Origin of the sequence: Staphylococcus simiae (assembly GCF_002902085.1) — a bacterium.
In the GTDB taxonomy this organism is placed as follows: Bacteria; Bacillota; Bacilli; order Staphylococcales; family Staphylococcaceae; genus Staphylococcus; species Staphylococcus simiae.
The window spans coordinates 16104-38177 of sequence record NZ_PPQR01000034.1; the positions used below are offsets into that span (position 1 = coordinate 16104).

General features: G+C 32.2%; 17 protein-coding genes. All 17 read right to left on the reverse strand.

Translation table 11 applies throughout. The annotated features are described in order from the left end of the window. Positions 1 to 37: 37 nt before the first annotated feature. Positions 38 to 2137, reverse strand: coding sequence for a polyribonucleotide nucleotidyltransferase (pnp, locus tag CD113_RS05490; protein ID WP_002464254.1), 2100 nt, complete (start codon positions 2135 to 2137; stop codon positions 38 to 40). A gap of 276 nt (positions 2138 to 2413) precedes the next feature. Then, positions 2414 to 2683 carry a 30S ribosomal protein S15 gene (gene rpsO / locus CD113_RS05495; protein ID WP_002464255.1) on the reverse strand — a complete coding sequence of 90 codons (270 nt, stop codon included), beginning with the start codon at positions 2681 to 2683 and terminating at the stop codon, positions 2414 to 2416. Between the two features lie 113 nt (positions 2684 to 2796). Further along, positions 2797 to 3768, reverse strand: coding sequence for a riboflavin biosynthesis protein RibF (ribF, locus tag CD113_RS05500; RefSeq protein WP_002464256.1), 972 nt, complete (start codon positions 3766 to 3768; stop codon positions 2797 to 2799). Positions 3769 to 3782: 14 nt separating this feature from the next. Continuing rightward, the gene (gene truB / locus CD113_RS05505; RefSeq protein ID WP_002464257.1) at positions 3783 to 4700 is read right to left on the reverse strand and encodes a tRNA pseudouridine(55) synthase TruB; all 918 of its coding nucleotides are present in this window, start codon (positions 4698 to 4700) and stop codon (positions 3783 to 3785) included. Between the two features lie 326 nt (positions 4701 to 5026). Beyond that, on the reverse strand, positions 5027 to 5380 hold the full coding sequence (rbfA, locus tag CD113_RS05510; RefSeq protein WP_002464258.1) for a 30S ribosome-binding factor RbfA: 354 nt from the start codon (positions 5378 to 5380) through the stop codon (positions 5027 to 5029). Positions 5381 to 6220: 840 nt separating this feature from the next. Then, positions 6221 to 8338: a translation initiation factor IF-2 gene (infB, locus tag CD113_RS05520; RefSeq protein WP_002464260.1), complete on the reverse strand. Its 2118-nt coding sequence runs from the start codon at positions 8336 to 8338 to the stop codon at positions 6221 to 6223. A gap of 4 nt (positions 8339 to 8342) precedes the next feature. After that, positions 8343 to 8660 carry a L7Ae/L30e/S12e/Gadd45 family ribosomal protein gene (locus CD113_RS05525; RefSeq protein WP_002464261.1) on the reverse strand — a complete coding sequence of 106 codons (318 nt, stop codon included), beginning with the start codon at positions 8658 to 8660 and terminating at the stop codon, positions 8343 to 8345. Beyond that, complete coding sequence (gene rnpM, locus CD113_RS05530; protein WP_095092673.1) at positions 8657 to 8941, reverse strand: RNase P modulator RnpM; 285 nt, start codon at positions 8939 to 8941, stop codon at positions 8657 to 8659. The genes CD113_RS05525 and rnpM overlap by 4 nt, the downstream gene beginning before the upstream one ends. An 18-nt stretch (positions 8942 to 8959) precedes the next feature. Continuing rightward, positions 8960 to 10159: a transcription termination factor NusA gene (gene nusA, locus CD113_RS05535; protein WP_002464263.1), complete on the reverse strand. Its 1200-nt coding sequence runs from the start codon at positions 10157 to 10159 to the stop codon at positions 8960 to 8962. Positions 10160 to 10179: 20 nt separating this feature from the next. Further along, positions 10180 to 10647: a ribosome maturation factor RimP gene (gene rimP, locus CD113_RS05540; protein WP_002464264.1), complete on the reverse strand. Its 468-nt coding sequence runs from the start codon at positions 10645 to 10647 to the stop codon at positions 10180 to 10182. A 196-nt stretch (positions 10648 to 10843) separates the two neighbouring features. Further along, entirely contained in the window at positions 10844 to 15154 is a 4311-nt protein-coding gene (locus CD113_RS05545) for a PolC-type DNA polymerase III (RefSeq protein WP_088177488.1), read from the reverse strand. Positions 15155 to 15475: 321 nt separating this feature from the next. Next, positions 15476 to 17179 (reverse strand): proline--tRNA ligase, encoded by a 1704-nt coding sequence (locus tag CD113_RS05550; protein WP_002464266.1) that lies wholly within the window; start codon positions 17177 to 17179, stop codon positions 15476 to 15478. Between the two features lie 22 nt (positions 17180 to 17201). Then, entirely contained in the window at positions 17202 to 18488 is a 1287-nt protein-coding gene (rseP, locus tag CD113_RS05555; protein ID WP_002464267.1) for an RIP metalloprotease RseP, read from the reverse strand. A gap of 294 nt (positions 18489 to 18782) precedes the next feature. Next, the gene (locus tag CD113_RS05560; RefSeq protein WP_002464268.1) at positions 18783 to 19565 is read right to left on the reverse strand and encodes a phosphatidate cytidylyltransferase; all 783 of its coding nucleotides are present in this window, start codon (positions 19563 to 19565) and stop codon (positions 18783 to 18785) included. Positions 19566 to 19571: 6 nt separating this feature from the next. Beyond that, on the reverse strand, positions 19572 to 20342 hold the full coding sequence (locus CD113_RS05565) for an isoprenyl transferase (protein WP_002464269.1): 771 nt from the start codon (positions 20340 to 20342) through the stop codon (positions 19572 to 19574). A gap of 334 nt (positions 20343 to 20676) precedes the next feature. Next, complete coding sequence (gene frr, locus CD113_RS05570; protein WP_095092672.1) at positions 20677 to 21231, reverse strand: ribosome recycling factor; 555 nt, start codon at positions 21229 to 21231, stop codon at positions 20677 to 20679. Positions 21232 to 21250: 19 nt separating this feature from the next. Further along, positions 21251 to 21973, reverse strand: coding sequence for a UMP kinase (gene pyrH / locus CD113_RS05575; protein WP_002462103.1), 723 nt, complete (start codon positions 21971 to 21973; stop codon positions 21251 to 21253). Positions 21974 to 22074: the final 101 nt, after the last annotated feature.

A 22074-nucleotide genomic window follows, 5' to 3' on the forward strand; every position in this document is an offset into this window, starting at 1 on the left:
ATTAAAAACAGACTAACATTAACTTGTCAGATACTCATTATTTCTCGTCCAATACTTTATGTGACGCATTAGCACGACCTTGTTTATCAATTTCAGTTATTTTAACTTCTATTGTATCTCCAATTTTTAATACATCTTCTACTTTATTAATTCTATCTTTAGAAATTTGTGAAATATGAAGTAATGCATCTTTACCAGGGAATAGTTCAACAAATGCACCGTATTTTTCAATACGTCTAACTTTTGCGTTGTACACTTGTCCTACTTCAGCTTCACGTGTAATGTCTTCAATGATTTCACGTGCACGATTAATCATATCTTGATCAACTGCACCAATAAAGATTGTACCATCTTGTTCAATGTCTAATTTAACACCAGTTTCATCAATGATTTCATTAATTTTCTTACCACCTGGCCCAATAACATCTCTGATTTTCTCAGGTTTAATCGTCATTGTGACAACTTTTGGTGCATAAGCACTTAATTCTGAACGTGGTTGATCTATCGTTTGTAACATATGATCCATAATTTCTAAACGTCCACGTCTTGCTTGTTCTAAGGCTTCTTCAATGATTTCACGTGTTAAACCATTTATTTTAATATCCATTTGAATGGCAGTAATACCTTCTTTAGTACCAGCTACTTTAAAGTCCATATCACCTAAAGCATCTTCCATACCTTGAATATCAGTTAAAATTGTATAACTATCATCTCTTGTAACTAGACCCATAGCAATACCAGCAACCGGCGCCTTGATTGGAACACCCGCATCCATTAATGCTAATGTTGATCCGCAAATAGACGCTTGAGATGAAGAACCATTTGATTCTAGTACTTCACTGACGATACGTACTGTATATGGGAAATCAGCAATATCTGGAATGATATATTTTAAAGCTCTTTCACCTAATGCGCCATGTCCAATTTCACGTCTACCAGGTGCACGAACTGGACCAGTTTCCCCAACTGAGAAATTAGGAAAATTATAATGATGCATAAATCGTTTTTCTTCTTCAGGACCAATGCCATCTATTAATTGGTAATCACCTAATGCACCTAAAGTCAATACAGATAACGCTTGAGTTTGTCCACGAGTGAATAAACCTGAACCGTGAGCTCTTGGTAATAAACCTACTTCTGAATCTAATGGTCTAATCTCATCTGGTTTACGGCCATCTGGTCTTACTTTATCTTCAGCAATTAATTGTCTTACTTGTTCTTTAATTAAATCATTGATAATACTATTAACTTCTTTAATTAATAATTCATTATCAGGATCTTCTTCATTTATAAATTCAGCAACAATGTCATCTCTAATAGCATCTAAATTATCATCACGTTGCTGTTTATCGAATGTCAATACAGCATCTTTTAGACCTTTTTGCTCTGTTAATGCTGTAATACGTTCTACTAATGCTTCATCACGTTCAACAGGTATAAATTCACTTTTAACGGGTTGAATATGATCTATAATTTGTTGTTGAAATTCTACTAATCGTTGAATTTCTTGATGCCCAAAGAAGATAGCTTCCAGCATTTCGCTTTCAGTAATTTCACTAGCTCCAGCTTCTACCATATTTACAGCATCTTTATGGCCAGCTACTTCCAAGTCTAATCTTGAAACTTCTTTGTCAGCGACTGTTGGATTAATAACATATTTACCATCAACATATCCAACGTTTACCCCTGCGATAGGTCCTTGGAATGGAATGTCAGATACACTTAAAGCCATAGATGAGCCTATCATGGCAGCCATTTGTGGTGAACAGTCTGGATCAGCACTTAACACAATATTCATGATTTGAACATCATGTTTATAACCTTTAGGGAATAACGGTCTAATCGGTCTATCAATTAAGCGTGCTGTTAATGTTGCATCATCACCTGGTCTACCTTCACGTTTTTTAAATCCACCTGGAATTTTACCAGCGGCATACATTTTTTCTTCATAGTTTACTGTTAATGGGAAGAAATCACCATCACGTGGTTCTTTAGAAGCAGTAGCAGTTGATAATACTACTGTATCACCATAACGTACTAAGACAGCACCGTTAGCTTGTTTAGCCAATTGTCCTGTTTCAATCGTTAAAGATCTGCCTGCCCATTCAGTTTTAAAAACTTTTTTCTCTTGAGACATTACGAATCTCCTCTCTTGAATCTAATATTTATATCATATCATTTATTTAGATATTTTTATATCAGTGTTATATATAGAATTACAAAAAAATAGGATGGGATAGCAATCTATTTTAATAACTAGAGATTATTAACCCACCCTATTATTTGTTAAATTTCAAAATCTTTCTTTATTAATTTTAGTTATATATTTCAGTCTAAATCATTAGTTAATTCATAAATACAAAAATGAAGGTTGGAACATAAATATGCTCCAACCTAAAAGACTATATTAAGATTAACGACGGATACCTAATGATTTAATTAATTCACGGTAACGTTGAATATCTTTACTACGTAAGTAGTTTAATAAATGTCTACGACGACCTACCATTTTTAATAATCCACGACGTGAATGGTGGTCTTTTTTGTGTGTACGTAAATGTTCATTTAATGCAGTAATTTCTGCAGTTAAAACAGCGATTTGTACTTCTGGAGAACCAGTATCAGTTTCGTGTACACGGTATTCTTTAATAATTTCGTTCTTACGTTCTTGTGAAATTGCCATAATCAATTTCCTCCTTAAATTGTATATACTCCTCAATCTGAGTTAAGCGTTGGAGAATCGACTCACTAAGAAAGAGGTGTGACATAATTATCCTAAAATAATTACATGCAACTTTAAATATTATAAGATACTTCATCACCAAAATCAACAGATAATAAATATTTAGCTTGCTCTTTATCTTCATTCATTTGCTTAACTAAAGGATCAATACCATCAAACTTAACCTCTGGTCTTAAAAAGTGATGCCAATAAACGACAACACGTTCACCATATATATTTTCATCAAAATCAAAAATATTAACTTCTATAACAACGTCTGCTTTTTGAGGATCATGAAATGTTGGTTTAACTCCGATATTAGCAACTCCACGATATAATTTATTTTCAGCACCAATTTCTATACTAACAGCATAGACACCGATACGTGGTAATAAGTAGTCATCACTAGGTTGAATGTTAGCAGTTGGGAAGCCGATAGTACGACCTCGTTTTTCACCTTGAACTACAGTTCCTTTTATAGAATAAATGTAACCAAGTTCTCTATTAGCTTTTTGAAGTTCTCCGTCTAATAACGCTTGTCTAATCTCAGTAGTTGAAATTTTTTCGTCATCAAATTCCTGTTTTTTAACAATCGTAGTATTAAATTCATTATATTCTTTTAACACTGACATATTGCCTTTACCAAATTTGCCAAATGTAAAGTCAAAACCTGCAATAACTTCTTTGACGTGGTTATTAATAACATAGTCCTGCACAAATTCTTCAGCTGTGACATTAGCAAATCTAGAAGAAAAATTAACAACGATACAATAATCAATGTCATGTTGCGCAATTTTTTCTAGTTTATCTGCAAGTGGCGTTAAATATGTTGTTCTCTTACGCTTTGGGTTTAAAACAACTGATGGATGCGGATCGAATGTCATCACAGCTTTTTTTAATTGATGTTCTTTTGCTTTATCATTTAAAATTTCAAAAACTTTATCATGGCCTTTGTGCATACCATCAAAAAAGCCAAATGCCATTGCTACATCCTCATTTATATATTGATCTTTTTGTATAGGATGTGTCACTTCTATGACTTTCATAATTCATATCTCCTTTAGTTAAAGACTTTTTTAGGTTTGATTTCTGCAGATTTATCAGGATGAATCATATAAATAGCCAATGCTTTCTTCGTACTATGATCAATAAAAACAACTTGTTCATTAAATTGTTGCTTGAATTGTCGTGTATAAAATTTTTGGCCATTTAAAATTCGTTGCTTCACTTGTGGATCTTCTATAATTATCTGAGACAAACCCTTTAACCCATATTCTATAGGAAACAATTTAGTTTGTAATGAATCATGCTCATGTAATACTTTAATATCTTCTAAACTTAAACTATCCTCTAATTTAAAGCCACCAGATTCAATTCTAGTTAATTTAGACATATGTGCAGGGAATTCTAACGCTTTCCCGATATCCGTGGCAAGTGTGCGAATATAAGTGCCCTTACCACAAGTAACAGTAATATCAAAGTTACATTCATTATCTGTGAAATTCAATTCTGAAATTCGTTTAATGTTATAAATCATTACTGTTCTAGTTGGTCGTTCGACTGTCTCATTATTTCTAGCATATTCATACAATTTTTTACCATTAACTTTAACAGATGAATACATTGGCGGTGTCTGACTTATATGACCTTGGAAGTGTTGCAACACATCATCTACTTGATCAACAGTAATTCCCCCAACGTCAACATTACTTTGCGCTATTGTTTCACCAGTTTGATCTTCGGTTGTCGTACTACGACCGATTGTGATAGTTGCTACATATGATTTACCCATATCCATAATATAATCACTAATTCTTGTAGCTGGTCCAATACAGATTGGTAAAACACCATCAACTTCTGGATCTAATGTTCCGGTATGACCAATTTTTTTAGTTTTTAATATTTTACGTAATTTAAAGACCACATCATGACTTGTTAGTCCACGTTCTTTATACACTGGCAAAATACCGTTATACATCTTTTCACCTACTTTATTAATTTTAAGAATCTTAGTTTTGAGCATGATTATTATTAATTATTAAAAATATATTGTAATTTTATAGTACTAGATTGGCAAATCTTTAATAGATGCATACTAAACATAAAATGTTTGATACCAAAATTGGCATAATGAAAGACCATTAATAGTAAAAATTTCAATACAATTTGCAAGCATGCCTATTTTACGATAATTTTCACATAAAAAAAGGAATATGTTACAAAAACTTTGTACTCAATCATTCGCAACTGCATGCTTTAAATTGAATAAGAAGTTTGTTTAACACATCCCAGATTACTAATTTGCTAATATTTATCTTGTTTGTGTAAATCTTGAATCATGCGTTCAATTTTATTACCATATTCAATTGATTCATCATATTCATACATTAACTCTGGTATAATACGTAATCTCATTCTTGAACCTAATTCAGATTTTATAAAACCTTTTGCCTTTTCTAATGCTTTAAAAGTATCTTCGACTTCTTTTTTATTACCGAGAACCGTTAAGAAGACCTTCGCTTGTGATAAATCATTAGTTAATACAACATCTGTAATCGTAATAAAACCAACACGTGGATCTTTTACTTTATTGTTGATGATATCCATTAATTCTTTTTTCATTTGTTCACCAACACGTTCTGCTCTCATATTACTCATTATGTCACCTCTTTCATCTCTGTTATTAAGTTTATTGATAGTTATGTCATCCATATAACTTTTTAGTTCACACGTTATTTTAATAAATTCAGCATACAAAATCAAATGTTGTCTATATTTTTTAGTAGATTATATGTTTACTGTTAAAAATTATAAAAGAATAATATATATGGCATTAGAATATCATGTAAATAAAAATGGTAACGATAATTAGCATATAAGGTAATATTGTAAGTAGATACCACTTACCTTTTTGTTGTAAATTCATTGATTCTGGGACCAATAATTCAAAGAAAAAAGTTGGTATAACTATAAGTAACAGTAAAACAAACATTGTCATTATATTTCTAGAGTAGAAATCTGTAAGACTTAACGAAAATATTACAAGTATCACCAAATTCATTAGTGTAAAATGGAAACGTTCGATAAGCTGACTCAATTTACTACACTCCTAACAATTTTATAGCTAAATATTGAAGAAAGTTTAATAGTATTAAGTATTTGTATTTATTTAAAATTGGAAATGATAGTTTAACAATGTACACTTTTAGCTGTTTAAGTATATGCAATCTTTATATTTTAGGCTGTTCAATATATATAATTTACAAAAAAATATATATTAAACATTTATTTTCATAAAATTGCATTTCAGAACCCAGGACAAAAGTATTCGCACTTAACATTAAGCATTTGACAGTAACTGACTGGTTTTCAAAATGTTGATAAATCAACTTTTTAAAACCCAGTCAGTCTTGCCATAGTTGTCATAAAGATACATAACCTAAAAAAACCGAAAATTAGTTGTTTTACTGACTTTCGGTTTTTTAATATTAAGCGATATTATCTTTTTATTTCAACCATTTCGAATGCTTCAATAATGTCGCCTTCTTTTAAATCGTTGTAATTTTGAACAGTGATACCACATTCATAGCCTTTTGCTACTTCTTTAGCATCATCTTTAAAACGTTTAAGTGTATCTAATTCACCTTCAAATTGAACAATACCATCACGAATAATACGCACGCCTGCGTTACGAGTAATTTTACCTTCAGTTACATAACAGCCCGCAATTGTTCCAACTTTAGAAACTTTAAATGTTTGACGTACTTCTGCTTGACCAATAACTTGTTCTTCAAATTCAGGATCAAGTAGACCTTTCATTGCTGATTCAATTTCTTCAATAACGTTGTAAATAACTCTGTGTAAACGCATGTCTACATTTTCAGCTTCAGCTGCACGTTTCGCACCAGAGTCTGGACGCACGTTAAAGCCGATAATAATACCATTTGATGCATTAGCTAAAGTTACATCAGACTCGTTAATAGCACCAACTGCAGTATGAATAATACGTACATTTACACCTTCAACATCTATTTTCATTAATGAAGCGGCTAATGCTTCTACAGATCCTTGCACATCACCTTTAATAATGATATTAAGATCTTTCATTTCACCTTGTTTCATTTGTTCAAATAAATTATCAAGTGTTACATTTTTACTTTCCTGACGTTGTTGAATAACACTAGCTTCATGTCTAGATTCACCAATTTTACGTGCTTGTTTTTCATCACTAAAGACTACGAAGCGATCACCAGCTTGAGGGACATCATTAATACCAGTTATTTCAACAGGTGTTGATGGTCCAGCTGTTTTAATTCTTTGACCTAAATCATTCACCATTGCGCGAATACGACCATACGTATTACCGACGACAATAGAGTCACCAACATTTAAAGTACCATTTTGAACTAATAATGAAGCTGATGGTCCACGTGATTTATCTAATTCTGCTTCAATAACAGTACCGACTGCACGTTTTTTAGGGTTAGCTTTTAATTCTTGCACTTCTGCAACTAAGCCAATCATTTCTAATAAATCTTCGATACCGTCACCACTTAATGCTGATAGTGGTACAAAGATTGTGTCACCGCCCCAATCTTCAGGCACTAAATTATATTCGGTTAACTCTTGCATAACTCGGTCTGGGTTAGAAGTTGGTTTATCAATTTTGTTTACTGCAACAATAATAGGTACTTCTGCCTCTTTAGCATGGTTAATGGCTTCAATTGTTTGTGGCATTACACCATCATCTGCTGCAACCACTAATATAGTGATATCTGTTACTTGAGCACCACGTGCACGCATTGTAGTAAATGCAGCATGTCCAGGTGTATCTAGGAATGTGATTTTTTTACCATCATTGTCAATTTGATAAGCACCAATATGTTGAGTGATACCTCCAGCTTCTCCTGCTGTCACTTTAGTATGTCGAATAGAGTCAAGTAATGTTGTTTTACCATGGTCAACGTGTCCCATAATTGTAACTACCGCTGGTCTCTCAATTGCATCTGGATCATCTGTTTCATCGTCAAAATAAGTTGCTAAATCTTCTTCATTAATAACAACTTCTTCTTCAAGTTCTACACCATAATCATCTGCAATTAATTCTATTGTTTCTTGATCTAATGACTGATTAATATTAGCAACAATACCTAATAAGAATAACTTTTTGATAATCTCTGATGATTCAACATTTAATTTCTCAGCAAATTCTCCTACTGTGATACCATCTTGATACGTAACTTTTGATGGAATTTCTTTTGGTTCTGCAGGTTGATTATTTTGCTTTTTGTTGTTTTTATTATTTTTCTTGTTATTTTTATTATTCTTTTTATTGTTACCTTGTTGGTTGTTTGGTTTATTCTTTTGTTGTTTGTTATTTTGTTGATTTGGTTTGTTGCTTTGAGTTTTATTGCCTGATTTTTGGTGATTATTTTGAGTATCTTTGTTAGTCGTTTGTTCTTTTTTGAACTTTTTATCCAATGCTTTGATTTGATCATCTTCCAAAGCTTGCATATGATTTGATACTTCTATGTTCATGCTTTTTAACTCATCTATAATTTCTTTACTCTTTAGATTTAATTCTTTCGCATATTCGTAAATTCTTTTTTTACTCATATAATCACTCCTTATGATATTCATCTATCATTGATAGCAATTTTTTGGCAAACCCAGGATCTGTAATCCCTACATTTACACGTTCTCCTTTGCCAAGTGCTATCCCCAATTCATTTCTCGTTCCAATGACGCGTACTGGAACTTTATAGCTGTTACATTTATCTTTAATTAACTTTGTAGTATTACTTGACGCGTCAGTAGCTATAATAGCCAATTTTAAATTGCGCTTTTTTATTTCATTAACAATGACTGATTCACCAGTTTTAACTTTACCTGCTCTCATGGCTAAACCTAAAAAATTAAAAATTTGGTCAGTTGTCATTTTGGAATCTCTTCTCTATAAATTAACCTAATAATTTCTTTATACACAGGAGCGAGTTGTTCCTTTGATGCTTTAAAATATTTCTCCAATACTTCTTTTTGTTGTGCTTGTTCTACCATGTTAACATTTTTAGAAACATAAGCACCTCTACCTTGTTGTTTACCTGAAGCATCAGCGAAAATTTCACCATCTTTGTTGATAACAACACGAATCATATCTTTTTTAGGATACATTTCGTTTGAAAGAATACATTTACGCATTGGAATTTTTTTCTTTTTCATAGACTTCACTCCAACTTATTATTCTGATTCTTTTTCATCATCTGATTCAACAATTAATTCAGCTGCTGTTAAATTTGTTTCATCTTTATCAATATCATCGATAACAATGTCTTCATTTTCACCTGCTACTGCAGCTTCTTCAATTACTTCTTCAGTTGCAACTACAGGATATATACCTGCTTCACGTGCATCTGTTTCAGATTTAATATCGATTTTCCAACCAGTCAATTTAGCAGCTAAGCGCGCATTTTGACCTCTTTTACCAATCGCTAATGATAATTGATAATCTGGTACCACTACAATAGTTGATTGATTTGCTTCATCGACAATGACTTCTAACACTTGTGAAGGGCTCAAAGCATTTTTAACAAATACTTTTGGATCTTCATTCCATTGAACGATATCAATCTTTTCTCCACCAAGTTCCTCGACTACTGCTTCAACACGGGCACCTTTAGCACCTACACATGCACCTACTGCATCAATATCTGGATTGTCAGAATACACACTAATTTTTGATCGATCTCCAGCTTCACGAGCAACTGATTTAACTACTACAGTACCATCGTAAATCTCAGGTACTTCTTGTTCAAATAGACGTTTTAATAATCCAGGATGGCTTCGAGACACAAAAATTTGAGGTCCTTTTGTTGTTTGCTCAACTTTGTTTACATATACCTTAATGCGTTCATTCGGAATATATTTTTCATTAGGGTTTCTTTCAGCTTCTGAAAGTACAGCTTCTATACGACCTAAATTAACATATACATATCTATGGTCAACACGATCGATAATTCCAGTTAATATATCTTCTTCTTTGTCAATAAACTCATCAAAAAGAATCTCACGTTCAGCGTCACGTAGACGTTGCATAACTGCTTGTTTTGCAGCTTGTGCACCAACTCTACCAAAATCTTTAGGTGTGACATCCTCTTCATAAATATCTCCAACTTCGTATGCAGGATTTTTAACTAAAGCAGTACTTAAATCTACTTCATCTCTGTCGTCAAAAACTTCTTCAACTACTTGTTTACGTGCAATAACTTTAAATGTTCCTTGATCCATGTTCAACTCAACACGTACGTTTCTTGCGCTATCGTAGTTCTTTTTGTAGGCTGTGATTAATGCAGCTTCTATCGCATCTATCAACACTTCTCTAGGGATTTTCTTTTCTTTTTCTAAGTATTCAGTTGCTAATAATAGTTCATTACTTGACACGGTTTTTCCTCCTCATCACGTTAAAGCATAACTGCGTGACGTACTTTTGCAATTTTATCTCGTGGTATTTCTATATCTTTTGTTCTTGATTTAATTTTCACCTGCACAACGATATAATCGTCATCAACAGATTTTAGAACACCCAACCATTCTTTACTGCCTTCGATAGGTAAATACAATGAGACGAATATAGGTTGATTGACGGCATTATAAAAGTCTTGTTCTTTTTTAATTGGACGTTCAGCTCCAGGTGATGCTACATCTAAATAGTACATTTCCGGAATAGGATCATTGGCATCCATAGCTTCACTGATACGTTCAGAAGCTAATGTACAGTCATTTAAATCAACGCCGCCTTCTTTATCAATTGAAATACGTAAAAAATGATCTTTACCTTCTTTAACATATTCAATATCTACAAGCTCATAGTTTAATTCGTCCATTATTGGTTGAATAATTGTTTCAACTTGTTCAGTTATTTTACTCATACAGGCCTCCTTTTTTGGCAAATAGAAAAGAGCGGGAATTCCCCACTCTTCTGCCTGAGTCACTAATTTTTTAAGCAAATTAATTATATCATAAGTTGCATGACTAAACAAATAACTATATATCGTAACTCTATTATATGATTGTTATACAAAATTATAACTTAATATCTAATACTTTAAGTAGACTGTTATTAAGTTACATATCGAAAATAGATAATTGCGCCTTATCTGGTAAGTTTGGCAGTGAACCTAGCTCATCTAAATAATCAATTACTTTTTGGGAAAGTCCTGCTTTTTTATTTAAATCTTCTTTAGATAAAAACGGTCCTTCATCTCGTGCTTCAACAATACGTTTGGCAACATTTTCACCTAAGCCTGGCACAGAAATAAATGGCGGAATTAACGTATCATCTTCGATGACAAATTCAAACGCTTTACTCTTTTCTAAGCTTATAGGCTGCATGCTATAGCCTCGGTGTGCCATTTCATTCATAATTTCTAACACTGTTAAAACGTCTTTTTCTTTTTTACCTAAATCCATATAACGAGAATACATATCTTTAACAGTGTTTCTTATGCCTGTTTTATCTTTAATCATTGTGATTAAATCAAAATCTGACGCTCTAATTGTAAAATAAGCAGCATAATAATATAACGGATGATGTACTTTAAAATAGGCGATTCTTAAAGCCATTAAGACGTAAGCTGCAGCATGGGCTTTCGGGAACATATATTTAATTTTCAAACAAGAATCTAAATACCAATCAGGTACATTATTTTCCTTCATAGCCGCTTCCATTTCATCACTTAAACCTTTACCTTTACGCACAGATTCCATTATTTTAAATGCCATAGATGGTTCTAACCCTGCATACATTAAGTAAACCATAATATCATCACGACAACCAATAACACTAGATAAATCACAAATACCAGCTTTAATTAGTTCTTGTGCATTTCCTAGCCACACATCAGTACCATGTGACAATCCAGATATTTGTACTAACTCTGAAAATGATGTTGGTTTAGTATCTTCCAACATTTGACGTACAAATCCAGTACCAAATTCAGGAACACCGAACGTACCTGTTTTACATAAAATTTCATCTTCAGTAACACCTAAACTTTCTGGACTACTAAAAATTTTCATAACATCTTTATCATCTACTGGTATTGTTTTAGGGTCAATTCCAGATAAATCTTGAAGCATACGAATCATCGTTGGATCATCGTGTCCTAATATATCAAGTTTCAATACATTGTCATGAATTGAATGGAAATCAAAATGCGTTGTCATCCAAGCGGAATTTTGATCATCAGCTGGATATTGTATCGGTGTAAAATCATATATGTCCATATAATCTGGTACTACAATGATACCTCCTGGATGTTGTCCGGTAGTACGTTTTACGCCTGTACAACCTTTAACAAGACGATCAATTTCTGCACCACGTTTATGAATACCTTGGTCGTTTAAATAACCTTTGACATATCCAAAGGCAGTCTTTTCAGCAACAGTACCGATTGTGCCGGCTCTAAAGACTTTGTCCTCACCGAATAACACCTTAGTATAGTTATGCGCATTGGGTTGATACTCACCACTAAAGTTTAAGTCGATATCAGGTACTTTATCTCCTTTAAATCCTAAGAAAGTTTCGAAAGGTATATCTTGTCCTTCTTTTATTAATGGTGCACCACATGTATCGCAATTTTTGTCTGGTAAGTCAAACCCTGAGCCAACAGAACCATCATTAAAGAACTCACTCGTCTTACAATTTGGACAAATATAATGTGGCGGCAATGGATTAACCTCTGTTATTTCAGTCATAGTAGCAACAAAGCTAGAGCCAACAGAACCACGTGACCCTACAAGGTAACCATCATCTAATGATTTTTTAACTAAACGTTGTGAGATTAGATAAATAACCGCAAATCCATTCCCTATAATACTAGTCAATTCTTTTTCTAATCTATCAATAACAATTTGAGGTAACTCTTCACCATACAACTTACGTGCATTGGAATAACTTAATTCTCTAATTTCTTCATTTGCACCTTCCATACGTGGTGTGAATAAATCATCTTTAATCGGTACGACTTTATCAATACGATCAGCTAAGTCATTAGTATTTTTGACAACAACTTCATACGCTTTATCTTCACCTAAAAAATGTAATTCATTTAGCATTTCATCTGTGGTTCTAAAATGTGCTTCTGGTAATGTTGATCTATTTAACGGGTTACCTGGTTGTGATGCAATTAATATTTTACGGGCAATCGCATCATGTTCATAAAGATAATGTGCGTTACCTGTTGCTATGACAGGAATTCCTACTGTATCCCCAGCATGGATCAGTCTTTGATATATTTCCTGTAATGTTTCATTATCACGTATTAATTCTCTATCTATTAAATCTTGATAAAGTGCTGGTGGTTGAATTTCAATATAATCATAATATTTGGCAATATTTTCTACCTGACTTTGATCTTTTTGCATAACTGCAGTAAATAATTCGCCCTCATCACATGCTGTACCAACTAAAATTCCTTCTCTATATTCATTTAACAATGAACGTGGAATTCTAGGTGTTCTATAATAATATTGGACTAATGATGCACTTACTATTTTAAATAAATTTTTCAAGCCTTGTTGGTTTTGAACAATTAATGTTACGTGATTGGGTCTAGCACGTTTATAGGCATCTTCATTACTAAGCTTTTTATTAATGTCTGCATGATTATTTACGCCAAGTTCTTTCATTTGTTGTACCATTTTTATGAAAATGTAAGCTGTTGCTTCAGTATCATAAATAGCGCGGTGATGTTGTGTTAACTCTACACCATATTTTTTAGCTAAGAAATTCAAGCCATGTTTACCATATTCCGTGTTAATTGTTCGCGACAACTCTAATGTATCAATAACACCATTTGTTGAAGTACCAAAGCCAAGTCTCTCATATCCAGTATCAATAAAGCCCATATCAAAGGATGCATTATGAGCAACAAATATGGCATCCCCAACCCAGTCTTTAAATTCAGTCAACACTTCCTCTATTTCAGGGGCGTCAACTAACATATCATCTGTAATATGCGTTAGATTAATGATAGTTTCTGATAATCGTTCGTGTGGATTACTGAAACGTTCAAATTTATCAATAATTTCTCCATTATGCACTTTTACTGCTGCAAGTTCTATTATTTTGTCATATTGATTAGATAAACCCGTCGTTTCCACGTCAAAAACAACATATGTTGCATCTTTTAAAGGAATATCTTTTGGTTTGTATGCAATAGGCACACCATCATCTACAAGCATACCTTCCATACCATAAATCATTTTAATACCATTTTTTTCAGCAGCTGCATGGGCATCTGGAAAGGCTTGCACTACATTATGATCAGTTACAGCAATAGCAGGATGTCCCCAGTCAGCCGCTTGCTTAACATATGCTCCAATGTTTGGAATACCATCCATTTGACTCATTGCTGTATGTAGGTGAAATTCCACTCTTTTATCTTCAGCTTTATCTTTTTTAGGTGTTTTCTTAATTTCTTCGATGTCAGACATCATCATCACTAAGTCTCTAATAAATGAATCTTCTTCAATACGCCCTTGTGCTCTAATCCATTTACCAACACTCAACGCTTTAAAATGTTCTAAGTCGTCTTTATTTTTACGAGTAAACATTTTTAATACAAGTGAGTCAGTATAGTCAGTTACTTTAATTTCGACAATATGACGTCCACTTTTCAATTCTTTCAAGTTAATATCAAAAATAACACCTTCGATAGCAACTTTGAATTCTTCTTCGATGATAGATTCAATGGATTTAATATTTTCCACTGGAATTGGTTTACCAATTTGACATTTATCGACCGAACTTTCGTTATTATCTTGTTGTTTAGCTTTATCAGCTTTCATTTTTTCTAATTTTTCGGTAGCCTCACGCGCACTTTGTTCATCTTCTTCTTGAATATGTGCTTCTAAAGAAGCTAAGTTTTGATCTTGATCGTTGTCATCTGTTTCAAAGACAATTTTCGTAATATCAAAACCACAATTTTGGAATGCTTTAACTAAACTACCGTTACACGTCTTATCAAAATGGTTGCGTTCAATATCATTTGATACCATTACTTTTAAAATATTGCCAGACATAATTAACTTTTTCTGCTTTAATTGACCTTTAACTTTTGGTGACAGTGCTGTTTGATCAATGCAATGACTAAAATATTTAAGGGCATGCTCATCTTGATTGGCATTATCAGTAATTGAAAATTTAACACTGACTTTTGCTATATCTTTAAATTCTTGTTCAACTGCATTAATAAAAAGTAAATAATCTTCGTGCGCTAAAAAATGAGGTAATTTAATATGAAAATCCCATGTTCTATTTATATTTGACACATCTACACGTGTTAATTCACCAGAGTTGATAATCTCTTCATCTAGTTGATCAGATATTTTAATTTGATCAGCTAATATTTTGAATTTTTGTTGTTCTGTCATTGCCAAGACAATTACCACCTTAACTGTATATTACTGTTTTATAACTTTTTCTTGAGACAGATTGACCTTGCATAATGTATCACTTCTATGTAATTAATTATGGTTTTGTCTATCTTGATAACACAATTTTATATACCATTATACTACGCATTGAATGTTTTTTCATTGATAACAAATTTTATTTTGCTATTAATGCAGCTTTAACTAAAATTAGCATGCTACATGATGTAACATGTATTTGTATACATAATAAGAGTAGGAATCAATGAGATATTAGTTTACTATCCTTTATTGAATCCTACTCTTAAATTATGATTAATATTATTTTGCGTTATAATACATATCAGTTATGACATTTTTCAAGTCATTAACTTCTACTTCTTGACTGTCACCAGTCAAACGATCTTTAACTTCAACAATACCTTCAGCAGCACGCTTACCTACTACAATTCTAACTGGTAGACCAATTAAATCTGCGTCATTAAATTTAACGCCGGCACGTTCTTGACGATCGTCATACAATACTTCATAGTCAGCATTAAATGCTTCATATAATTTATCTGCTAATTCACGTTGATCATCTTTTTTAGGGTTTATGGTAATAAGATGTATATCAAATGGTGTTACTGACTTAGGCCAAATAATTCCGTTATCGTCATTATTTTGTTCTACTACAGCACTTAATGTTCTTGATACACCGATACCATAACATCCCATAATTAAAGGTTGTGCTTTACCTTGATTATCTAAAAATGTAGCGTTCATTGTTTCAGAATATTTAGTACCTAATTTAAATACTTGTCCTACTTCTATACCTTCAGCAAAATGTGCAACTCCAGAACCATCGCTTAACATTTCACCTTCTAAAATAAATCTAAAATCACCATATTCATCAATGTTAAAATCTCTATTGACATTAGCATTAATTAAGTGATAGCCATCTTCATTGGCACCCACAACAATATTATTAAGATCTTGAATATAGTTATCTGCGTAAATTTTTATATCTTTGTCAACAATCGGTCCTAAAGAACCTGGATTAGCACCAACTAAATTAATTATTTCGTCTTGAGTAGCCATTTCGATATTATCTGTACTAAAATACGCTTTCAACTTAACATCATTAATTTCATGATGACCTCTAACTAATACCATAATAAATTCGCCATCAACTTTAAAAATCATTGTTTTAACAATTTCATCAAGTGGTTTATTTAAGAAATCAGCTAGTTCTTGTGCTGTTTTAACATTAGGTGTTTCAATCTTTTCTAAATCTTTAATGTCTGTATATTTAGGATTAGCATGATACACGACTTCTGCTTTCTCAATATTAGCAGCATAGTCACTTTCTTGACTGTATACAATTGTATCTTCGCCAATCTCACTTAACGCCATAAATTCATGTGTATGACTTCCACCAATTGCACCAGAGTCAGCTACTACTGGTCTAGCATTTATGCCCACACGTTTAAATATTTCACTATAAGCTTGATACATATCTTGATACGTCTTATCTAATGATGCTTCATCAGCATGGAATGAATAAGCATCTTTCATTATAAATTCTCTACCACGTAACAAGCCAAATCGTGGTCGCTTTTCATCACGAAACTTAGATTGAATTTGGAATAGTGTCATTGGTAATTGTTTGTATGATTTTAATTCATTACGAACTAATGATGTTACTAGTTCTTCATGTGTAGGACCAAGTGCAAATTGACGTCCATGTCTATCTTCTAAACGCATTAATTCAGGACCGTATGCACCCCAGCGACCTGATTCTTCCCATAATTCAGATTGTTGTAAAGCTGGCATTAATATTTCTACAGCATCAATTTTCTCCATCTCTTGACGAATAATTGATGAAATATTATTTAATACTCGTGTAGCTAATGGCAAATAACTGTAAATACCACTTGTACTTTGTTTAATTAAGCCTGCTTTTAATAGTAAGCGATGACTCAGCGCTTCAGCTTCTGCAGGAACTTCTCTCATTGTAGGTATAAATACTTTGGATTGTCTCATTTTTAATTATCCTCCATTTTAATTATAAGAAATATCGTTGTATGTCATTCCAAGTGACTAATATCATAACAATTATCATAAAGATTGCACCGATTGCTATAATAGCAGTCTCAGCTTTCTTATTCACTGGTTTTCTAAATATTGCTTCATAAATAACAAATAAAATTCTTCCACCATCTAGTGCTGGTATCGGAATTAAATTCATAATACCCAAGTTAACACTTAGTAAAGCCGTGTAGCCTACTAAACTTATAATGCCAGATTTAACTACTGAATCAACATTATGATAAATACCAACTGGTCCATTTAACATATCAAATGAGAATCCACCTGTGAAAATACTACCTATCATTCCTACTACAGCAGTAAAAATAAGTGTCCCACCTCGAATAAAACTATCAAATCCATATTTAAATGGCTTTAATAATGTATGTTCATTTGCTGGTTGGAATCCTAATTGATATTTAGTAACTGAAGAGACTTTAGTAACTTTTTGTTCGACTTTTTTAGGAGTCAATACTACAGAATGTAATTTACCATCCCTATCATATTTTACAGTTGTTTTATTATCTTTTACTTTGGCTAATGCTTTATCGACATCTTCAAATTTGGAAATTTTATATGGGCCGATTTGTTCAATTTTATCACCTTTTTGTAAACCAGCGTGTTGTGCTGGAGTGTTATTGGCAACTTGTGCAATAGATGCAGTGGGTGTACCTTGGTAAAAAGCCAAACCAATAAATAACACTAAAGCTAATATAAAGTTAAACAGTGGTCCTGCAAATAAAGTTAAAAATTTGGCTAAAGGTTTCTTATGTGTAAATTGACGATCGCGTGGTGCTATTTGTATTAAACTACCATTTTCAACAAAATATGCTTTGTTAGCTATATTAAAGCGATGTCTTAAGTCATCATATGCAGTTATACCTTCAATAAATAAATCATCTTTGAAATCACATTTTTTTACTTCAATCGCTTCAATTTGTTGAAACTTATGTTGATCGTCTAAAATAATATGTGTGATCTCGTCTTGGTCATTTAATTTAATTTTAATATTCATACCTGGTTCAACAGGAGGTTCTTCTAAACCATCTCCTGCCATACGAACATAACCTCCGACTGGTAATAGACGGATTGTGTATAATGTTTCATCTTTTCTAAAACTGAAAATTTTCGGACCCATACCGATAGCAAACTCTGGGCACATTATGCTAGCCCTTTTTGCAAAAAACATATGCCCATATTCATGAACAGTTACTAATACACCGAACACTATAATGAAAGCAATAATTGTAATTAAATAGCTCATTAGCTACACCTCGATTGTTGTATATTTCGATTGTTACGTTAGTTTATAAACATAATATCATTATTATAATATGTACTTATTTAATAACAAACAATAAAGTACGAATTTCTGAAAAAATTGCTTAAGATTTTCAAAAGGAGTTATAAGATATGAATATATCTCAATAACTCCTCAACATGTGTGCTTTCAAATTTATTAGTTTTATTATTACTTTAGCAATTGAAAAATCTCAGCACTTAATATAATTCTTAATTTAATATAGCTTTTCACAGATTAAAAACATAAATCAAATCATTAAATTTGAATTAATAGAATGTTTAGTAATGGTAGTACAAACATAAAACTATCAAATCGATCTAAAATACCACCATGTCCAGGTAAAATTCGTCCAGAGTCTTTTACACCAAAATGACGCTTAAAACCAGACTCCACTAAATCTCCTAATTGTCCAAACAGACTTAATACGATAGTTATCGCTAATAATAACCACATATTCATACTAAACTCTACAAAAAATGACATAATTATTGGGACCAATAAACTACAGAACAGTCCTCCAATAAAACCTTCGATTGTTTTATTCGGACTAATTACTGGCCATAATTTATGTTTACCAAACATTTTACCGAATAAATATGCACCTGTATCAGTAAGCCAAACAATTAAAAAAGCAAATAATATGTAATGTAACCCTTCAGATCGCGTTTCGTAAAAATACATAAATCCTATGCCTACATATGCCACTGACATTAAGCAAAAAGCTGCATCCATGAAACTAAATCTATTTTTAGATAAGACTGTATAACTTAAAACAATAAAACTCATTGCAATTAAACTTTTTAATTGTATCACTTGTACCCATACACCAGCATCTTGAGGTAACATAATAATGATTAATGCGATTGCACTTATTATTCCTGGAAAAGAAACAAATTTAATCATGTTCATATTGAGTAGCTCTTTTAATGCAATTAATGCTAATAGATTAGCAAATAACATTAAAATTAGTCCACCTTTTAACAATATGGGCAAGAAAACCAATAAGGCAATGATTGCAGTTAGCGTTCTTACTTTCATACTTTACTACTCCTCATTTAATCCGCCAAAACGACGTTGACGTGACTGATAAATTTTAATACATTCTACTAGTTCATCTTCATCAAAGTCAGGCCATAATTTTTGATTAAAGATAAATTCACTATATGAAACTTGCCAAATTAAAAAGTTGCTTATTCTTTGTTCTCCAGATGTACGAATCAATAATTCAGGATCTGGATAATCTTTAGTCATCAAATGATTGTTTATATATGCTTCATCGATAATATCACTGTTTAACCCTTGTTGTTGCATCTCTTCAAACATATTTTTTATACTATGTACAATTTCTGCTCTACCACCATAATTTATAGCAAATATCAATTTCAAACCAGTATTATTAGCTGTTTTTTCTTGCGCATTATTAATAGCTTCTAATGTTTTTTTAGGAAGTTTATCTGTAAACCCAATTGTTTCAACTTTAACATTCTTTTCAATAAGTTCTGGTAAAAATGTTTTTAAAAAATCTACAGGTAAATTCATAATATAATTTACTTCATTTTCAGGTCTTGACCAATTTTCTGTGGAAAAGGCATATAATGTTAAATATTTAACACCTATATCACTTGCTTTACGCGTTATTTTCTTCACTGTTTGCATTCCTTGGTAATGACCTTTGATTCTAGGCATTTTTCTATTCTTTGCCCATCTGCCATTTCCGTCCATAATGATAGCAATATGTTCAGGTATATTTGCTAAATCCAAATTATCATCTTGGATTTTTATATTATTCTTTTTATTTATTAGCTTTTTAAACATGGTCTTTCCTCCGAGCCTGATCATCTCTGTTATATAGTATATGTATTAAACAATCATCTATCATTTTATCATACTCATTTAACGCATTGAATAAGCAAATAAAAAAACTGTACCAAAGTCGTACTCGGTACAGTTTATATCATGAACGTGACATACCTACTGATGTTAAAACGAAGCACTTCATTCTAATTATATAATTTTATTTTATCTTATATACTCGCTAATAAAGTGTTTGTGCACTTAACAGTATTAAATGTGATATCACTCATACATTTTTATGAATATTTAATTTATCACAATAATCTCATCGTTTTGATAATTAAATCGACAATTTTTATACTGACATGATGTCTTTTTCTTTATCAGCAACTAATTGATCAATTTCTTTGATAGAACTATCAGTAGCTTTTTGAACATCATCTGTTTGGCTTCTTAATTCATCTTCTGAAATATCACCGTTTTTTTCATCTTTTTTCAATTGTTCATTCATATCACGACGAATATTGCGAACAGAGACTTTTGCGTCTTCCCCGATTTTTTTTACATCTTTAACTAATTCTTTTCTACGTTCCTCAGTCAAAGCAGGTACAGAAATACGAATTACTTCACCATCACTTGTTGGATTAACACCTAAATTGGCTGCAATAATTGCTTTCTCAATATCTCCAACTGATGTTTTATCATATGGAGAAATAACTAGTAGTCGTGCTTCTGGAACATTGATGCTAGCCAATTGTTGAACTGGCGTAGGTGCACCATAGTAATCAACTGTTACACCATTTAATAAGTTGGAATTAGCTCGTCCTGCACTAATATTAGCAAGTTCGCGAGACAAACTATCGATTGATTTTTTCATTCTTGATTTAGTTTCATTAATAATGTCACTCATTATAAAAACACCTCGTATTTTATTTTGTAATTAACGTACCAATTTTTTCACCCATTACAGCACGTTTAATATTTCCTTCCTCCATAATAGAGAATACGTTTAATGGAATATTATTATCCATACAGAATGAAGATGCAGTTGAATCCATTACTTGTAAACCTTCTTGTAGCATTTGAATATGAGTTAAGTGTTCATATTTAACTGCATTTTTATCTACTTTAGGATCTGCTGAGTAAACACCATCAACATTGTTTTTACCCATTAAAATAACATCTGCTTCTACTTCTGCAGCTCTTAATGCAGCAGTTGTATCAGTTGAGAAGTATGGATTACCAATACCAGCAGCAAAAATCACTACTCGTTTCTTCTCTAAGTGTCTAATTGCACGACGACGAATGTATGGTTCTGCAACTTGCTTCATTTCAATAGATGTTAAGACACGTGTATCACAATCTAATTGTTCAAGGCTATCTTGTAATGCTAATGCATTCATAACAGTAGCTAACATACCCATATAGTCAGCAGTACCTCTATCCATGCCTAAATCACTACCAGTTTTACCTCTCCAAATATTACCTCCACCAACAATAACTGCAATTTCACAGTCCATTTTTGCTACTTCTGCAACTTGTTCGGCAACACTTTTAATAATAATTGGATTGATACCAAATCCTTTATCTCCTGCTAGTGCTTCACCACTTAGTTTTAAAACTACACGTTTATATTTAGAATTTTGAGCCATTGTCTTATCCTCTCTATCGTGAATATATGTAACATATACAAGTAAAGAAGACACGGTTACTCCTTATCAACATGTGAAACACAGTAATAAGTCGTACTATA